11 protein-coding genes are annotated in these 18,608 nt (G+C 64.8%); all 11 read right to left on the bottom strand.

Translation table 11 applies throughout. The features are described 5' to 3' along the window. Positions 1-48 precede the first annotated feature (48 nt). Positions 49-954 (bottom strand): transglutaminase family protein, encoded by a 906-nt coding sequence (locus B2828_RS12155; RefSeq protein WP_479634015.1) that lies wholly within the window; start codon positions 952-954, stop codon positions 49-51. 26 nt (positions 955-980) lie between these two features. Then, positions 981-3,338: a circularly permuted type 2 ATP-grasp protein gene (locus tag B2828_RS12160; RefSeq protein ID WP_479634016.1), complete on the bottom strand. Its 2,358-nt coding sequence runs from the start codon at positions 3,336-3,338 to the stop codon at positions 981-983. Positions 3,339-3,414: 76 nt separating this feature from the next. Continuing rightward, a complete protein-coding gene (locus B2828_RS12165) occupies positions 3,415-4,401 on the bottom strand; it encodes an alpha-E domain-containing protein (protein ID WP_479634017.1) in 987 nt (328 codons plus the stop codon). Continuing rightward, positions 4,395-5,858, bottom strand: coding sequence for a circularly permuted type 2 ATP-grasp protein (locus B2828_RS12170; protein WP_479634018.1), 1,464 nt, complete (start codon positions 5,856-5,858; stop codon positions 4,395-4,397). The genes B2828_RS12165 and B2828_RS12170 overlap by 7 nt, the downstream gene beginning before the upstream one ends. Positions 5,859-6,059: 201 nt before the next feature. Further along, on the bottom strand, positions 6,060-7,406 hold the full coding sequence (locus tag B2828_RS12175) for an FAD-dependent oxidoreductase (protein ID WP_479634019.1): 1,347 nt from the start codon (positions 7,404-7,406) through the stop codon (positions 6,060-6,062). Continuing rightward, positions 7,403-8,395: a glycoside hydrolase family 130 protein gene (locus B2828_RS12180; RefSeq protein ID WP_479634020.1), complete on the bottom strand. Its 993-nt coding sequence runs from the start codon at positions 8,393-8,395 to the stop codon at positions 7,403-7,405. Before B2828_RS12180 ends, B2828_RS12175 begins: the two co-directional genes overlap by 4 nt. Positions 8,396-8,401: 6 nt before the next feature. Beyond that, a complete protein-coding gene (locus B2828_RS12185; RefSeq protein WP_479634021.1) occupies positions 8,402-8,980 on the bottom strand; it encodes a hypothetical protein in 579 nt (192 codons plus the stop codon). After that, positions 8,977-11,505, bottom strand: coding sequence for an MFS transporter (locus B2828_RS12190; protein WP_479634022.1), 2,529 nt, complete (start codon positions 11,503-11,505; stop codon positions 8,977-8,979). The genes B2828_RS12185 and B2828_RS12190 overlap by 4 nt, the downstream gene beginning before the upstream one ends. A 16-nt stretch (positions 11,506-11,521) precedes the next feature. Next, positions 11,522-14,179, bottom strand: a complete 2,658-nt coding sequence (locus B2828_RS12195) for a glycoside hydrolase family 38 N-terminal domain-containing protein (RefSeq protein ID WP_479634023.1) — start codon at positions 14,177-14,179, stop codon at positions 11,522-11,524. Between the two features lie 67 nt (positions 14,180-14,246). Further along, on the bottom strand, positions 14,247-14,909 hold the full coding sequence (locus B2828_RS12200; protein ID WP_479634024.1) for a hypothetical protein: 663 nt from the start codon (positions 14,907-14,909) through the stop codon (positions 14,247-14,249). Between the two features lie 2 nt (positions 14,910-14,911). Beyond that, a complete protein-coding gene (locus B2828_RS12205; protein ID WP_479634025.1) occupies positions 14,912-18,607 on the bottom strand; it encodes a hypothetical protein in 3,696 nt (1,231 codons plus the stop codon). Between the last annotated feature and the right edge of the window lies 1 nt (position 18,608).

The following is an 18,608-nucleotide window of genomic DNA, read 5'->3' on the forward strand; positions in this document are numbered from 1 at the left end:
CCTTGCGTCAAAGCAAATAAACAGGCTGCCACCTCGCGGCAGGGTGCGCTACAGTACCCCTATGCCGGGCTCTTCCAGGGCCACGACGTCCACGGCTACGGAGAGGGTGGGGCATTCGCCGCCGCTGACGACGCCGCGCACGGGGCAGACGTCGCCGTAGTCGCGTCCCCAGGCGAGCGTGACATGGCTCATGGAGGGGACGAGGTTGTTGGTGGGGTCCATGTCGATCCAGCCGATGCCGGGGCAGTAGACGGAGATCCAGGCGTGCGAGGCATCGGCGCCGGTCAGCTTGGGGCAGCCGGGCGGCGGCACGGTCTCCAGGTAGCCGCTGACGTAGCGGGCGGGCAGGCCCAGGGAGCGCAGGCAGGCGATCTGGAAATGGGCGAAGTCCTGGCAAACGCCCCGGCGGTTGGCGAGTACCTCCTCCAGCGGCGTGGCGACGGTGGTGGCCGTGGGGTCGAAGGTGAAGTCGTGAAAGATGCGTTCAGTAAGATCGAGTACCGCCTCCAGGATCGGCCGCCGCGGGGTGAATGACGGCGTGGCGTAGTTGGCGAACCCGGGCCCGATGGGGACTTGCGGGGAGGCGAAGAGGAACTCGGCGGCTTCCAGCGCGGGACGGCTCCGGTCGCTGATGCAGTAGGCGCCCACGGTTTCCCACGCCGGGGTTTCGGACGAATCGGGCATGTAGGGCGGGCTGACGGTGACTTTGCTGCGGGAGGTGATGCAAAGCTCCTGGTGGGGCAGGGCGAGGCTGGCGAAGGTGACTTCGTTGCCGAAGTAATCCGTATGGACGCTTTGCGCGCCGGGCGTGGGGGTGATCTCGATGGTGTGGGCGAGGCACTTCTGGCGCTCGTCGCGCCGGGGCGTCAGGCGCATCAGGTTATAGGAGGAGAGCACCGGTGAGTGGTACCGGTAGAGCGTGGTGTGGGTGATCTCGAAAAGCTGCGCTTTCATCCTGGTTTACGGCGGGGGGAGAGTGGCTAGTTGACCCTGGGGATGCTGTGGCTGAAGTAGGTCTGTGTGAGCAATTCGGAGACCTTCCGCAGCTGGCCTGTAAAGCCCAGGAGCGTCTCTCGCAGCGGTTTGCCATCGACGACGGGGCCGCCTGCTCCGGTTTCCAGGCGGGTCGTGTGGACCTTGGCGGCCAGGGCGGTGATCTGCCAGCGGATCTGCTCCACGCCGGTCTGGTTGGTTTCCTCGGGCAGCATTCCGGCCGAGCGCTCCAGGGCTTCGATCTGGAAGGCGAGGGAGCGCGGGTTGTCGCGGTGGAAGAGGAGGAGATCGAGCGCGTCGACGAGCCGGATGGCCGTGAAGTAGCGGCGGCGGAAGGTGATCACGCTGTCGCAGATTTCCAGCATCGGCTCGTAGAGCAGGTCGGTGCCCGCCGGGGCGTCGGTGACGGACTGGACGAGGGAAAGCAGGTTGGCCGAGCGCTCCATGCGCCGTCCGATGTCCAGGAAGAGCCAGCCGTGGCCGCGCGTCATGTTCTCCATTTCCATGCCGCTGAAGGCCGCCAGGTCGAGGACCAGGGTGTTGAGCAGCTCCAGGGCGTCGAGGGGGGCGGAGGGGATGCACTCGGCGCGGGTGGGCAGGCGGTTGAGGAGCCGCCAGGTGTCGGCCGAAAGGCGGTCGCGCACGGCAAAGGCGGCGAGGTGAATCCGGCCAATCAGATCCCGCAGGGCGGTGTGGCCGGGCAGCTCGATCCCCATGCGCCAGGACATGGCGTTGAGGGCGTCGAGCCGTGGGGCGCCCCCGGCTTCGAGGCTCCAGCCGAGCAGGCAGCGGTGGATACGGGCGGTGGCTTCGAGGCGCTCGGCGTAGCGGCCCAGCCAGAAGAAGTTATCGGCCACGCGGCTGGGCAGGTCGATGGGGGTGCGGGTGCTAGCCGTTTCCACGACGATCTGGGGCACGGCGGGGGCCTCGGCGTTTTCCGAGGGGACCCAGACGTCCTTGCTCCGTTGGGCCAGCGGAAAGAGGCCGGAGGTGAGCGATTCGCGCCCGGGCAAGCGCACCAGGCCGCCCGGGAGGAGCTGGTAATTGGTGCCGTCGCCCGTCAAGAAGACGCGCATGAAGAAGGGCTCCATGCTCCGCGTGCCGTCGGGCCGGAAGGCCGGGATGCGCGATAGGAGGACCTCCTCCTGGCCGACGTACTCGTGCGGAGCGGCCAAGAGACGCATTTCGAGCGGTCCGCCGCCGCGTTCGGAGACGCCCGAGAGGGACCACGCCGAGCGCACGGCCAGGCGCTGAAGCTGCGAGCGCACTTCGCGCAGCTCCCTGCCGCCGCCGCACCACCAGGTGGCCACCGAGGGAAGGGCGAGGTCTTCGTCGAGCAGTAGTCGGCAGAGGCCGGGCAGAAAGGCCAGGAAGGCGGGGGATTCGACAAGCCCGCTTCCGAGGGCATTGGCCAGGGCGACGTTCCCGGCCCGGACGGCTTCGAGCAGCCCGGGAACGCCCAGGAGCGAGTCGCCCCGGAACTCCAGCGGATCGCAGTAGGCGTCGTTAACGCGGCGCAGGATGACGTCCACGGGGCGCAGGCCGTCCAGGGTTTTCAGGTAAACGCGGCGGTCGCGCACCGTGAGGTCGGCCCCCTCGGCCAGCGTGCAACAGAGCTTGCGGGCGAGAAAGGTGTGTTCGAAGTAGGCTTCGTTGCGCGGCCCGGGGGTGAGGACGACGACGGTGCTGCCGCCGTTGGTGGAGGGCGAGAGCCGCTGGAGCCGCTCGCGCAGGAGCGGCAGCGCGCCGTCGAGCGAACGGGGGCGGGCGGCCTGCAACGCCTCCGGCAGCACCCGAGAGACGAGCGCCCGGTTCTCCAGCATGAAGCCGAGCCCGGCCGGGTTCTGCGTGCGGTCGGCCAGGACCCACCAGCGGCCGTCCTGTGAACGGGCGAGATCGACGGCGTAGAAGGGGAGGTAGTTCCCGTCCGGCACCCGCACGGCCTGGCAGGCGCGGAGGTAGTTCGGGTTGGCGTAGATGAGCGGCGCGGGCAGCCAACCGTCGCGCAGGGTGTGCTGGGTGCCGTGGAGATCGGCCAGCAGGCGGTTCAGGAGGCGGGCGCGCTGGAGCAAGCCGACTTCGAGCGTTTTCCACTCCGCCGGGGCGATGACCAGCGGCAGGACGTCGAGCTCCCAGGGGCGGTCGATCCCCTGTTCCGGTGCGCTGCCCGAGACATGGCAGGCCACGCCCTGCTCGCGCAAGGCCCGGCGCGCCGTGGCCATGCGGGAGGTCATTTCGTAGGGCCCGAGGCCGTCGATGCACCGGATGAGCGGTGCCCACTCGGCGCTCATCGGCTCTTCAGAAAACCCCGCGAAGGTTAGCTGGGGATTGGTTGGCTCAAACATTCGGTTGGGTTAGGGGGTTAGCGTAGAAGCCCCCCTGGGCTCACGGCAATCTTTTCCGGGAACTTAAGGCCCCAAATTACTGCATGGTGGCGTTCTGGAAACCGTTGGTCGTGCTCTGCGGAGCCCGGCGAACAAAGAAAGTTTCGTGGATGCCGCTACCCACCTGGTTGAGTTTGGTCTGAAGCTGGTCGATGAATTCGTGGAGGCCGTTATTAACCACCTCGTCTACGGACTGGTAGGCCAGCTCGGAGCAGAGCTGCCCCAGGAGCCGCTCCGGGTTGGTCCGGAACTGCCCCAGCGGAGTGCCGGAGACTGCGTGGAGCGACTGCCGGGCGGCGCCCAGCGAGTAGCGGACGGCGCGCGGAAATTCGAGGTTGAAGAGCAGGAAATCGACGATGCCGTTGGGCGAAATGCGCGCATTCTGCTTGCGGTACATCTCGAACGCGCTGGCCGAGCGGAGCACCGCCGCCCACTGGATTTCGTCCACGGGGGTGCCGATCTGCTGCGAGGAAGGGAGCAGGATGAAGTACTTCACGTCGAGAATACGCGAGGTCTTGTCTGCCCGCTCGATCATGCGGCCCATGTTCAGGAAGTGCCAGGCTTCGCCGTGCGTCATCGTGGCGTCGGTGATGCCGTTGAAGGTGTGGCTGCCCTCTTTGATCTTGGTGAAAAATTCGTGCAGGCTGTCGATGCGCGCACCGTGCCGGGCGGCGTCGGCGACGAATAGATAAAACGTGTTGAGCTGCTCCCACATCTCGGAGGAGGTCACCTCGCGGGTGGACCGGGCGTTTTCGCGCGCGGCCCGCAGGCACGAGATGATGGAGTTCGGGTTCTCTTCCTCGAAGGTGAGGAACTGGATGACGTTCTCCTGGGTGGCCTTGCCGTAGCGTTTGGTAAAGAGCTTTTCATCGCCCGTGGTTGCGACGATCGGCATCCACTGCTGCTGGCTGAAGGGCGTTTCCAGCATCAGGTTCAAGTTCACGTCCACGAAGCGCGCCACGTTCTCGGCGCGTTCCACGTAACGGCTCATCCAGAAGATATCCTCGGCGGTGCGGCTTAACATGCGGCTTCCTCCTCTTGAGAGTCTTCGGAGAGGACCCAGGTGTCCTTGGTGCCTCCACCTTGGGATGAATTGACGACCAGCGAGCCTTTGCGCAGGGCCACGCGGGTCAGCCCGCCCGGCTGCACGAAGATTTCCTTGCCGTAGAGAATGTAGGGTCGCAGATCGACGTGGCGGCCTTCGATGGAGCCGTCGCAGAGCGTGGGGACCCGAGACAACGAGAGCGTGGGCTGGGCGATGTAGTTGCGCGGATTGGCCTTGATGCGGTCGGCGAAATCCGCCTGCTCGGCCTTGGTGGAGGCCGGGCCGACGAGCATGCCGTAGCCGCCGGATTCATTGGCGGCCTTGACTACCAGCTCCCCGATGTGTTCGAGCACGTAGGCGAGCTCCTTTTCCTCGGAGCAGAGGTAGGTGGGGACGTTCGGGATGATCGGCTCTTCATCCAGGTAATATTTAATGACCTTCGGTACATAGACGTAGACGGCCTTGTCATCGGCCACGCCGGTTCCGGGGGCGTTGACCAGGGCGACGTTGCCCGCGCGGTAGGCCCGCATCAGGCCGGGGACGCCGAGGAGCGAATCGGGCCGGAAGGCCTCCGGGTCGAGGAAATCGTCGTCGAGGCGGCGGTAGATGACATCCACGCGCTCGAATCCGGCGGTGGTGCGCATCCAGACGCGGTTGTCGTCGGAGACCACCAGGTCACTCCCTTCCACAAGCTCAACGCCCATCTGGCGGGCCAGGAACGAGTGCTCGAAGTAGGCCGAGTTATAGCGGCCCGGCGTGAGCACGACCGCGCGCGGCTTGGTGGTGCCGTCCGGGGCGAGGTATTCCAGCAAATCGCGCAGGCGGCTCGGGTAGTTCGTCACGGGCCGGATGGGCGAGACGTTGAAGATTTCCGGGAAAAGGCTCTTCATCAGCCGCCGGTTCTCCAGCACGTAGGAGACGCCTGAGGGGCATCGGAGGTTGTCCTCCAGGACGTAGATCTCGCCGTCGCCGTGGCGCACGAGGTCGGTTCCCGAGATGTGGCACCAGATGCCGCGCGGAGGATTGAGCCCCACGCACTTGGGCTGGAAGCCCTGGGAGGAGGCGATGACCTCGCGCGGAATCACGCCGTCCTTGAGGATTTTCTGGTCGTGGTAAAGGTCGTCGATGAAGAGGTTGAGCGCCGTGATGCGCTGCTTCAAGCCCTTTTCCAGCCGGGACCACTCAGTGGCCGGGACGATCCGGGGGATTAGGTCAAAAGGAAGCGTTTTTTCCACCCCTCGGTTGTCGCTGTAGACGTTGAACGTGATACCGGATTGGATGAGGGCTCGGTCGGCAGCCTGCTGGCGTTGTTCCAGCTCGCCCTGAGGCAAGCAGGCCAGGCTTTTTACCAAATGCAACGCGCCGGGACGCGGGGACCCGTCGGATTGCAACATTTCATCGAAAAATCCGTCGACATTATAGTTGGCCAGGTTCATGACGTGGTTTGAATCCAGTTCGAGCCATTAGCATAGCACATGCCAGCTATTGAAGCACTTCTGGATTCAGGAGAAATACGCAGACGGGGCCGGAACCGGGTGGCAAAAAAACTGGTGATTGCTGACCAGGGTGTAAAATCCGCGACACCACGGCTTTAGCTGCGGGCTGGTGGGCCCACTCCTCACGTTCCTGATGAATCCTCAAGGAAGATAAGCGCCCCGGGCCCGCAGGCGCTCGCGCAGAGCGGCCACGTTGACGGCGCGCACATCCCCCTCATGCTCCGAGGCCGCGCGCTGGGCAGCGATCCCGGCAGCCTCGCCCATGGCCAGGCAGACCGGCATCACCCGCACACTCCCCTGGACGATCCGCTCGCAGGAGATCGACCGCCCGACCACCAGGACGTTGCGCAGCCCCCGGGGGAGCAGGCAGCGATAGGGGAGCCCGTGAGATTCCCCGGGGCCGTAGCGGAAGGTGCGCGTCTCGTGGCTCGCCGAGCCCTGGGTGTCGCGGGCGGCCTGCGCCTTGGCAGAGTGGACGTCGATGTAGTAGGCGTTACGGCAGATCTCGTCCTCGAACGAGCGGCGCTCCAGGTAGTCGTCGAAGGAAAGCACGTAGTCGCCCACCACGCGGCGGGATTCCCTGATGCCCATCATCCCCGCCGTCTCCACCAGGAAGGCATTGGCAAAGGCGCGGGGGCAGAACTCGGCGAGCGCGTCGCGAATCTGCGCCGCCATCGCCCTCCCGAGCACCAGCGCCCGGCTGACGCTCTCCGGATCGGTGTTATCGACCTCCCAGAGATGCCCGGCATTGAAGCCGACCAGCCCGGGGCCCACCAGCGTGGTGCAGAAATGGGCGTCGGTGATGAGTGGGTATTTGCCGGAGGCGAGGATTTGGTAAATGGGGCTGCCGGGGTTATTGGGGTGGAGTACCCAGCCACCGCCATAGAGCGTCCGGTAGGCGTACTCATCCACGTTACCGAGGAGGAAGCAGTGGGTGGCGGGCATCAGCTCGCCGTCGTCGTCGCCTTTATGGAACTCCGCTCCGGCCCAGGCGCATAAATCGGCGTCGCCCGTGCCGTCGATGTAGACCTTGGCGTGCAGGGCCGTGAGCCCGGCCTTGTTATTGACCACGAGCGCGAGGCTGCCGTCGGCCTCCCGCGTCACGGCAGCCAGCGAGGTCTGGAAAAGCAGGTGCACCCCGGCCTCGGTGGCCAGGTCATCGTAAATGCGCTTGAGCAGCTCGGCGTCGATGGGCACCCAGTCGAGCGTTTTCGGATCGACATGCGGCTCCCCGGCCTTACAGCGGTTGAGCACCTCCTCGGCCAACCCCCGGTAGATGATCTTCTCCTTATCCGAGAACGGGCACCAGGTCGGGACGAGCCCGCCCGTGCCATTGCCGCCGAGCGCGCCGGTGGATTCCAGCAGCAGCGTCCTGGCCCCCTCTCGGGCCGCCGCAATGGCCGCGGCGCATCCGGCTGGGCCGCCGCCCACGACAATCACATCCCAGAGTTCGCCGCCATCGTTGCAGGGGAGGGCGCGTGTTTTCATTGGACCGGTTTGCAGAGCGCCAGCAGATCATCCACGTGGGCCGTGGCCAGGCATTCGACGGTATCGGCCGCGCCGTAGTAGATTTTCACTTCGCCCGAGTCTTCCAGGATCATGCCGCCGGGGAAAATCACGTCATTGCGGAAGCCGTTGCGCTCGTAGGGCGCTTCCGTGTCGATCAGCGGCTGGTCGCTGATGGCGACGACCTTGGAGGGGTTTTCGAGATCGAGCAGCATCAGGCCCGCCATGTACTTCTTGCTCCACTTCGGCTCCCAGCCGCCGTAGTTGGCCTCCGGGTCGCGCCAGACGGCATGGAAGGTCGTCAGCCAGCCCCGGGCCGTTTTGATGGGCGGGGCCGCCGGGCCGATTTTGTCATTGGCGAAGGGGACATTCTCCACGGCCAAGACCAGCTCGTTATCGCCCCAGTAGCGGAGATCCGGCGAGCGGGACGACCAGAGATCAAAACGGTCGCAGCCCCGGCTGTAGACCGTGAAGGGCCGCTCCAGGCGGAAATACTTGCCGCCGACGCGCTCGGGGAAGAGGACCATGTTGCGGTTATCGGGCGAGCTGACCGTGAGGATTTCGAACGCAGAGAAGTCTTCCGTTTTGGCCACGCCGCCGCGAATGCCGTGGCGCGTATCCATGGCAAAGCAGACGTAGGCCACGCCGTCGATGACCGTCAGGCGCGGATCGTAGACGCGCAGAATCTCGTCGGTCTTAAGTTTCCAGCACGGCTTGGGAGCCACGTCCCAAGAAATGCCGTCGCGGCTGGTGGCGATGCCGATGGAGGTCTCGAAGCCGGGGCTCGTCGTGCGCCGCCCCGCGCGGAGATCGGCCCAGGCGGCCTCGCCCTCCGCGCAGTAGTCGTTGCGGAAAATCATGACGTATTGCCCCTGGTACTTAGCCACGCCCGCGTTGAAAATGAGCGAGCCGGGGTAGGGGATCTTTGAAGCGTCGAGGATCGGGTTGGATGGGTGACGGGTGAGAATCATAGATGTTTATTTTGAGCCGAGGTGAGGCAGTTCGATGGGCTTGCGGGACCAGTAAAGCAGGACCGATCCGGCGAACACGACGCCGAGCCCCACGAGGGTCATCAGGCCGGGCACGAACCAGGTGCTAAAGAGCGTTGGGAACGAGACCAGCTCCGGCCGCGCCGGGTGGTAGTGAACGGGGAGCGTGGTAGGCAGGCCGTCCTCGTCGATGAGCGGGGCGAGCGGCTTGAGCTGGCTGCCGACAGTCGAGCGGACGTTGACCTCGCGCCCCTGGGCGTCGGTGAAGCGGAACTCATTCCAGAATGTGCTGTCGCGGTCGCGCGTTTCCAGGTGCGCGTGGATTTCCAGGTCGGTGCGGAACACCTGGTCGCGCATCCCGGGCGTGGTTTTGACGACCTGCGTGGCCTCCGCCGTGGCCCGCCCGCCGATGGCGAGGAGCTGGAGCGGAATCCACATTTGCGAGACCCCGGCGGCAGCGATCAGCGCGCCGAGGACGATGGCGAGCAGCTTCATCCGCGCATAGCCTGGCGTGTAAGTCGCCGCGATTTGTTCCCCGGCGTGCCCGGGCGTAATGGGTGCGTTCATGATACTTGCGCCTCCTCCATGCCGCGTTTGCGAATGAGCCCTTTGCGTTCGAGTTTCTGGAACTGGAACGTCAGCCCCAGGCCGATGAAGCCGAGGACGAACATGCAGATGTAGCCCGCCATGTAGTCGTACTTCATCGGCGCGTAAGCCGTGCGCACAAAGGGCCGGGCGACGGTGATCTGCTTGGCTGCTCCGGCAGTGACCACGCGGTCGTAGAAGGCCCTCACCTGCGGCGCCAGCGCCGGGGCTTCACCTGCAAGGAGGTCTCGCAAGCGGTTGGCGATGGGATCATCCAGGTTTTGCGCACTCGGGGCTTGGGCCGCATTGGGCTTCATGAGTGCGATGACGGAAATGGTCTTGGAGCCGTCCGGGCCGGGGTAGACCCGCACGTGATCGGTCTCCTCGGGGAGCCGCAGAACGCGCGCGATGGCCGAGAGCCGCCGCTCGGGACGCGGCGCGGCGTCGAACCACCGCAGAACGCCGTTGGCCACCTTCATGATGGGCGAAACACGGCGGTCGAGCGGTTCCTCGATTACCATCAAATCCATGGCGAGCGCCCGTTCGTGGCGCAGCGCGGTGGGCGCGGCGTCAGCGGGAAAAAGGGCGCGTTTCGCGGCGAGCCGCCGGAGCGTGGCCAGGACGTCTCGGGCGAGCTGCGGATCGTCGGAACCCGCGTTGACGAGCAAGCTGACGGCGAGGCCGTAGCCTTCCTCACGCTTGATCGGGCGCAGGTCGATGACGTCGCCCCGCTCCTCACGCAGTTCGGTGAGGAGTTTTTCGAGATACGCCCCCTGGGGCCGCTCGGTGACGGGGAATTCGGCCACCAGTGCATCGGTAAATTTCGCCCCGAGGATCTGGCCGCCGTCGGAGAGGATGCGCTCGCCGAAGAGTTGGGCCGCCTGGGCTTGTAGCCCCTGGGCACGGGTGGCCAGCTCTTCATTGACGCGCTGGATTTCCCCCGCGAGCGACTCGATGCGGGTCTTGTGTCCGTCGGCTTCCTGGCGCTTAGCCTCGGCGACGGCGGAGTCGGCGGAAGGCGCACTGGCCAGCGAATTGCGCAGCACGTTTTCCTTCACGCCGATCGCGGCGATTTCCTTGTTGATCCGCTCCTTGCTGGCCGCCAGCTCCTCGCTGCTCTTATCGCGCAGGCGGATTTCCCAGCAATGCCCGGCGGGAAGATCGACGCCGTTGGCCATCCAGGATTTAACGTGCAGATTGTCGGCGGAAATGGCCGCCCCGGTTTGCGGATCGGTCCACGCGTGGGAGGCCACCAGCGAGCGCACCTCGGCTTGCGCCGCTTCGTCTTTCAGTACCACGCAGGCCATCTCACCCGCCGGGGGCTGAAACATCAGCGCGTAGCCCCAGACGAATAGGCCGATACCATTGAGGGTGATCAGATAGGTGATCTTGCCAAGCATCCCCGCGCCCGCCGCGTAGGTGCCCATTTTGTTGCGCGTCACGTAGTCGTAGACCAGCGGCGTGTAGATCATGCCGGTGAGGATGCCGACGATGGAAAGCGTTTCGCCAAAAACCACCAGCTCCACCAGCGAGGGCCGGTGATCGGGCAGGATGTAGTTGATATAGCCGAAGTAGGCCGCCTTGATAAAGAGCGCGATGCAGATGAGCACTTGGTAGGCGCGCATCCGGTTGAGCTTGTCGGCGATCATCGCGAGGAACACGATCACGAACATGTTGATGAGCCCGCCGATGACCACGTTGACGCCCATCTCCTGCTTGGTGTAGTTCCACTGGTCGGTGTAGAGCAGATTGCCGAGCGAGCCGAGGCTGGAGTTGAGCATCGTCACGCTGAAGACAAGCAGAAACACGGGCCACAAATCGCGGTCGAAAATGCCGGAGAAAAAGTTGCGGATATTCAGGCGCTCGCCCCGGAGGCGGCTCTTCTGGTCCATTTCCTTAATGCCCAGCGAGACGCAGATAAACAGCGCCGCGACAATGAGCGCCGCGCTCCAGTAGATCGCCTTTTCGCCGGAAATCGGCAGGCCCGCCATGTAGCGCACATCATCAAAGCGCCCGAGCGCGAAGAAGAAAAAGACCATCGTCGTCAGGTTGCCCAGCCACTGGTTCATGCCCGTGCCCCGGCCCCGCTGCGAGGGCGGCACGACCTCCTGGCAAAGCGGGTCCATCGGGCCCGTGGGGCCGCAGATGTCGTTGAAAAGATGGTAGAGGAAATAGACCGCCAGCAGGCCCCAGAAATTCGGCATCAGCGGCATGAGCGCCAGCGCCGTGGCCGTGCCGACCCACGCCCCGAGCACGAAGGGCTTTCGCCGCCCGAAGCGCGTCCAAATGCGGTCGGAGGTGAAGTTGACCACCGGCACGACGAGGATCGAGATGAACCCCGGCAGGCTGATGATGAACGTCAACCCCGCCGGGTTCTCCACAAACTTCTTGAGCGAAAACAAGAACGCCACGCTCATCGTCTGGTTGTTGAAAGCGTAGGAGATCCACGGCAAGACGGTGAAGAAGATCCAGCGGAACGGGACCTCTTTCTTACAAGTGATGATCATGACGAGCGGAGGCGGGTCACGCGGAGGCGAGTAGGGTAAGGATCTGGCGCGGCTGAACGGTGGCGGTGGGTTCGCTGACGGGTTCCGGGTTTTCGCCACGGAAATTCACGACGCTCCAGGCCCTTGCTCCCGAGAGCTGGACAGTCTGCGGCTCGTCCGAGGGATTGAAGACGCGCAACGTCCATTGATCCGGCGCGGAAAGCTGGCAGGCCGTGAGCACCACGGGGCCTTCGGCGCGCGGACGCAAGGCGCTCTTGGTGGTGATGGGCGCGAGGTGGCGCAGGTCGGGCAGCTCGGTCGTGACGGTGCGAACCGGAGCCGCGATGGCCTGGGCGAGCTGGAAAAGATCGGTCGCGGGAACCTCCCCCGAGAAGGGTTTCAGCGCGAGGCGGAAGCGGTGCGTCCCCTGGATCTGGCCGCCGTCGTTGCCATCGGTGAAAACAGCGCGGCGGAAGGAGCGCAGCAGCGTGACGCAGAGCGGGCGGTCCGGCTGGTCGAGCACAGCGCTTTCGTATTGCCCGGGAGCCAGAAGAGCCAAACCTTGGGTATGATCCGATAGGGCGACCCAGTTTTGCTGCGGCGTCATTTCGACCTGGATTTCCCGCTGCGTGTGCGTATCGCCAAGCGCGATGGGGCGCTCCACGGCGTCAAAAGGCGTATCGGCCCAGAACGTGTCAGCGGCAGCGAGGCCGGTTGGGCAGAGGAGGCGCAAGCGGTGATCCCGCACGGTGTTGGCAACGGTCGTCTCCACCTCGGCGTGGTCCGCCCCCTTGCGCAGCGTCACGACGTGCTCGACGACTAGCGGCGCGTAACTGCTGCCGCGAACGTTGGCGTGAAAATCGAACTCTGCCGGGACCTGCCATTCCACGCGGATCTGCAAGCGTGCCAGCAGCGGTCCGTTCTCGATGACGCCAAAGCTGACGTTGCCGCCGGTCGAGAGGCAGGGCCGATCCTGGAGAGCGATACCGTGGAACCAGCCGTCGCCGATATCCGCCGTGTCCTCCATGGCGAGCAGGCCCGGGTAGGCGCGGCCCGTGGCGAGGTCGGTGATCGTCAGCGTGCCGTCGGGTTGCGCGCTGACTACCAGGCGTTTGTTGCGCAGCGTGGCGCGGCCGATCCCGATGCGGCTTTGGCTGGCGTTGCGCGTGGGACCCTCTGCGCGCTTGAGGATGAAGTGGCGGACTTCGCCGGGCGTGACGATGGTCTCCAGCGCGAGGCGGATGCCCTGGCGGTCCTCGGCGCACGGGAAGTGCATCGGTGGCATGCGGAGATGCGCGCTGGAGGGCGTCACTTGCAGCAGCTGGTAGGCGACGTCGCGGCCCTCGGTGTCGACGATGCGCAGGGAAGGCTTGGTTTCGAAGCCGAAGAATTCGCTGAATTGCGGCCAGTCTTTTGGCAGCCGGACTTGCGCCTCCGGGGCGCTCTGCGGCAGGCCTGCGGCGGGCGCGAAGAGGCTCAGGCCGATCTCTCCCGGCGAGAGCTGGTCGTGCAGCGCGGCGGCGGCGACAGCGTTGAGCGCGGCGTCGAGATGGAATTCGGCGATCTGGCGGCTTTGCTCGAAGCGGTAGGGCATCGCATCATGAGTCGCGTCCGGGCTGCACCCGCAGATGCTGTCGTGCGGATGATTTTTAAGCAAATACTCCCAGGCCAGCTCTAGCGCGCGGAACGGGTACTCGGCCCCGAGGGTTTGCCGGGCTGTGGCGCACCACGGTTCAGCCCAAAGCGTGAGGAGCGTCTCGCTCGCATGGTTGGCCTGCTTGAGCGGGATGCGGCTGCTGCCGACGCCGGGGATGAGCCAGCCGAAGGTCTCCATCGTAGCCGTGCGGCGCTGTTCGCCCCGGATGACGGGCGTTTCCAGCTTCTCCAGGCGCAGCGCGGCGAGGTAAGCGTCCAGCGTGGAGACCTTGAAAACTTCGCGCCCCGCTTGTTGGTTGAGCCGCTCCAGCAGTTCGACGATCACCGGGTTAAACTCCATGTGATCCGCGCCGTCGAACATCAGCAAATCGTTCGCGGTGCTGCTCCCGGCGAGCTTTTCAAAATGCTTGAGCGCGTTGCAGACCATCTCTTCCATGGTCGGGATCTCGTCGGCTTTGTTGGCCTTGCGAACGTCGAAGGCGAAATCGGTGTAGCCGTTTTCCGGGAAGCGGTGGGCCAGGATTTGCGTGCCGTCGGCCCCTTCCCAGCGCAGCGGGCTCTTGATGGACGGGTCCACGCCGCGCCAGAGGATGGCATTGTCGATGCCGAGCTGCGCTAGGATCTGCGGCATCTGGCTGTTGTGGCCGAAAATGTCGCACAGCCAGCCGACTTTGGCGGTTTGGCCAAAGGCTTCCGCGCGCTGCATCCCGAGCTGGAAGTTGCGAATGATCGACTCCCCGCTCACCAGAAAAACGTCTGGCAGATCGTACCACGGGCCCACTTTGAAGCGGCCCTCCGCGATGAGGCGGCGGATGAGCGCTTCCTTTTCAGGGCGGATTTGCAGGTAATCCTCCACCGGGATGAACTGGCCATCCATCTGGTAGGCAGCGAGGCGGCCGCTTTCGAGCTCGTCGAAAATCCGGTCGAGCATGGCGACGAGTTTTCCCCGGAATTTCTGGAACGGCAAATACCATTCGCGGTCCCAGTGAGAACTAAAGACGACGTGAACGGTTCCAGAGAAGGTGGCTAGGTTTGGCATGGGCGCAAAAAAGGTTTTTGCCGGGGTAAGCAGGATGTTGACTACGGGTTGAGGGCAGGGGAAAAGGTTACGGAGCCGAGAGGTGGGGGGTGGTTTTCTCGATGTGATTGAGCATCGCTTTGCCTGCGGCGGCGAATTCGGCGGGCATCGTCAGCGTGGCCGGGGGCGCGGGCGAAATGGTGTAGCGGCGGATCTCGTTGAGGAACCGATAGCCCACCGGGAGCCGTTTCTCGGCGTCGATGAACGCCACGGCCATTCCGAGGGAACCGTGGAACTCGGTGAAGCGTTCTTCCTGGAAGACCAGGCACTTCCGGTCGCCCTCGGTGCGGACGCCGACGAAGTTTTTGGCCGAGACCCAGTCGAGTTCCGGGAAGTCGGGCACGGCGTCTCCGGCCACGACGCGGGTGAGCAGCCGGGGCTGGTTGGAGCGGCTTTCCACTTCCATGTAGCCGGTTCTCCAGACGTCGCCTTTGAGGCCGCTTTCGTAGACTTTTTCCACATGCCGGAGGACGGCGGATTTGGTGATGACGACGCGCTTGGGGCGGAGCGGTTCGTTGGGAGCCGCTGGGGAGGTGTAGCTAAAGTCGATGCTCCACTGGGCGAGCTCGGGCAGGGCGCGAACGCACGCGGGGCCCTCCGCGAGGAGTTGCTGATCTTCGGGGCTAACCGCCTGTGCTGGCGCGGCGAGCGCGGTCAGCGTCCATGCGGCGAGGATGAGCCAGAGCTTCATTTTCATTTCACGACTTCCAATTGACTGTCCAGGACGGTTCCGGTGAAGCGGTCGATGGCGACGTGCAGCCAGTAGCGTTTTTCGCCGTCGACCACGAAATTGGAAAGGTTCGAGCTGTTCGCCGGGAAGCGGCCGCTCTGCGCCACGACGTCCACCAGCAGGTTCCACGTGCGCGTGTTTCCGGCGTCGGCCAGGGCGCGGATGACCGCTTCGCGCTGCCTCGGGATGAGCGAGATGGGGAGGTTGGCGGATTGACCAGTCACACTGGATACCGTCCCGATGTCGTAGGAGAAGCCGGTATGGTAGTTATCGGGATTTGGGCCGCCGGTGGTCGCGGTCGGGTCGGTGCCGGTGAGGGCGGTCTTGGCTGCGGCCGGGCTGGCGCCGGAGTAGACCCAGCGGCCAACGAGATCCGCGCGGTTGATTAGCGGGGTGCTGTTGGTGGTGCGGTTGACGAGCTTGGCCGCCAGCTCTGCGGCGACGGGGCCGCTCAGGAGCGGATTGGAGGCGTCGTCTTTGTCCCGCAGGGCGTTGGCGATGAGCGCCTGAAGCACGGGGGCCTGGCGCGTATTGAGGTTGACCCGGCCCGCCACGAGGGCGCTGGACTCGGTGTTTTCGTTGATGCAGAAAACGTCGAGCAGCGCGGAGTCGCCGCTTTCGGGGAAGGAGAAATTCAGGTTCGCCCACGGCGTGTCGCGGAAGACGTAGCCAAGCTCCGCCACGGAGCGGAAGGGCCTGTGCAGCAGCGTGGGGCGGCTGGTGTAGTTGCCCGCCTCCATGGGCAGGCCCGTGCCGGTGAGCTGTGCGGTGGCGGCGGTGCCCCCGTTGGTGGTATCGGTAACGTATCCGCTCATACCGCGCCGGACCACGCCGTCGGGGTCCCGCACGTAGCGGTAGGAGCTGCCGTCGAGCTGGTAGGTTTGGCGGACGCTGTTCTCCTGCACGTAGGGGAGCTGCATGCCGCGGCCTTGTTTCCCGTAGGAACCGTATAGGTACCAGCCAATGTCGCGTGCGCGGCCGAGGTGGGCTCCTGTTAGCGTGACGGAGCTGGAGGTGGTGCTGTTATAGCGCATGGGCGACCAGGTATTATTGGCGCTGTCCACCACCGCCCGCGAATAGGCGTACTGATAATACTGGGCGACCCAGCGCGATGTCCGGGGATCAGTCCGGGTGGCGCTAAAATATTCGGCGTTGCTCCCGGTCACCTTGGACTGGTAGTCGGTATAGCTGGCGATCCATTTAACGCTCGTGCCAGCCGCGCCTTGTTGGTATTCGAATACCTGATCATCATAAGTAATCCAGCTGTTGCTGGCATCTTTGTAGTCGAGGTAAATGTGGATGGACGAAGCGTAGTTGGACGAATCCGTGGAGATGCAGATCTTCTCAAGGACATCCGTGCGCGGCAGCGTGCCCGTGTTGTTCCCCGATGCGACGGTGGCATAGTAAGTCCAAGGTGTGGTGGCCAGGAGAATGCCGGTGTCTGCCGTTTTGGTGTTGATGTCGTTAAAGACGGTATTGGCGAAGTCCGACGAGTCCAGGCGGGCGGCGGCTGGCTTGGAGGTGACGCCAAGCAGCGTCGGTTCCCTGAAATCCCAGTACCCGGCGGCGCTGCCGGAGTTGAAAACGAGCGGTCGCGGGTTCGCGCCGCCCGAGGAAGCCGAGAGGAAATTGCTCCCGTTTAACGAGACCGTCCCCGAGATGTCGAGGGTATCGTAGTTGGTCTTTTTGTCCGTGCCCGTGTAGGCGTAGAAGGCGGAAAGCGTGATGATCGGAGATGTGGTCGCCGTGGAGGAGGGGTCCGGCTCAACGCGAACGCGGAAGGTGGTGGGAGAGGATTCGGTGACGCCGCGCGGTGCGTGCGGGTTCCACAGTTCGGGCTGCATCCAAATGGCCGCCATGGTGCCGCTGGTGCCGAGGTATTGCGTTACCCAGTTGCGGAAGCCGTAGAAGTAGGGGAGGTCCTGGACGCCGCGGACTTCGTTCTTGGGGACGGTCGTGTCCCCGGAGTACTGAATGCGCGTTGGGTAATTATCGCTCTTGGCCTGGTCGATAATGTTCGCGCCGATTTGCAGAAGCTGGAGCTGGGTCAGCGTGTCCTTGGCTTGTTGCAGGTAGCCGGAGGTGCCGGGCGTGAGAAAGCTGGAGGCGTTGACGTTGCTGTAGTCGTAGGCCGAGCCTTTCCCGAGGCTGCCGACGTTGATCGCGGCCTTGAGCAGTTCGAAGAAATCGGGCTCGCGGCCGGGGCTCAGCGCTGCCACGTCGGAGAGGCGCAGGATGCCGGTGCTGTTGCCGTGGTCGTACATCCAGGGCTTGGTGGCGTCGGAGCGGTAGAGGCCGAAGTTGCGGTAGATCGCGTCGCTCTGGCTCTTGGAGGCCGTGGCGGACGAGGTCAAGAGCGAGAGGCGCGAGAGCGGGAAGCGTTTGGCAAGGAGCGGATCGCCCACCTTGGCTGTCGTTCCATCGGGCCGGGTGAAGCTGGTTCCCACGCGCACGTTGAGCAACGGCGGGTTGATGTCCATGGCGGAATCGCTGTTGCGGTCGGCTCCGTAGGCGTCGTTGCCGGTGCCGAAGACGTTGATGTTGTTGTTGGCCGAGGCTTGGACTTGGGGCCGGTTGGGGTTGGGGTAATAGGAGGGCGCTTCGAGATCGCGCGAGAAGGTGCCCAGGTACTGGTAGACGTTCTGGCTCAGGCCGATGCCCCGGCCCAGCGCGATGAGCTGCTGGCGGGTCAGCATGGCTTGGTCGGAGCGGTTGTTGTAGGTGCTCCCGGAGATGGTGATGAAGCCGTTGGTGTTGCCGGTGACGTAGCTCAGGTAGCGGCTGGCCGCGTTGGCGTCGATGGTGAAGCTGGGGTAGACGCCGGTGGGCTGGACGGTGGCGTAGTTGCGCCAGCCGACGAGCTGATCGACGACGCTCTGCGCGAGGGTGCCGGCTTCCGTGGGGAGCTGGGTCAGGTCGGCCAGGGCTGCGGAGCCTTTCCGCCCGAGGTCCGCTGCGCTTCCCGTCGCGGGGCAACCAGCGACGTTGATATCCAGGAGCCCGCCTTCGTCGTAAATGGCGTAGGCGTAGCGGCCCACGACGAAGTCCGAGTTGGTGGCCTCGGGGTTGGAAATCGTGGTGCCGGGGGTGGTGAGGACGACGCGCCCGTTGCGGTTTACAAAGACCCAGTCCGGCGCGGTGTAGGCGTCAATGGGGGTGGTGTCGATGGCGGTGCTGGTGCCGTTGAGCCGGGGAATGAGGTAGTGCGCATTCCAGCGGGCGGGGCTCACAGAGCGGCCGTTGGCGGAAACGTCACTCGCGGAGTTCACCGCCGAGGCGCTGCTGGAAACGCTCAGCCCATCGGAGCGCAGGCTTTGCCGGATGAGGTTCGCAATGCCGGTGCTCGTTCCCGTGCGGGCGGGCATCATGGCGGAGGCGCTCTTGGGGGTGTAGAGGGTGACGGTGTTAGTGCCGGAGCCGACGGTCGTGGCGCTGGAGGTGAGGATGATTTCCTGTTTGAGATCGGAGACGACGAGCCCCAGGGCGGAACGCGCCAGGAGATCGGCCTTGAGCGTCCCTGCGTCGCTGTTGGCCACGGTGCGTTCGTTGCTAACGCGCGAGAAGAACGCCATCACCATCCCCGCCAGCAGGACGATGACCGCCAGGACGATGACGATGGCCACGCCCCGCTTCGATGCTGTTGGAATGCGCGCGTTCATG

This window comes from Spartobacteria bacterium UBA695 (genome assembly GCA_002298145.1).
Classification (GTDB): Bacteria; Verrucomicrobiota; Verrucomicrobiia; order Chthoniobacterales; family Chthoniobacteraceae; genus UBA695.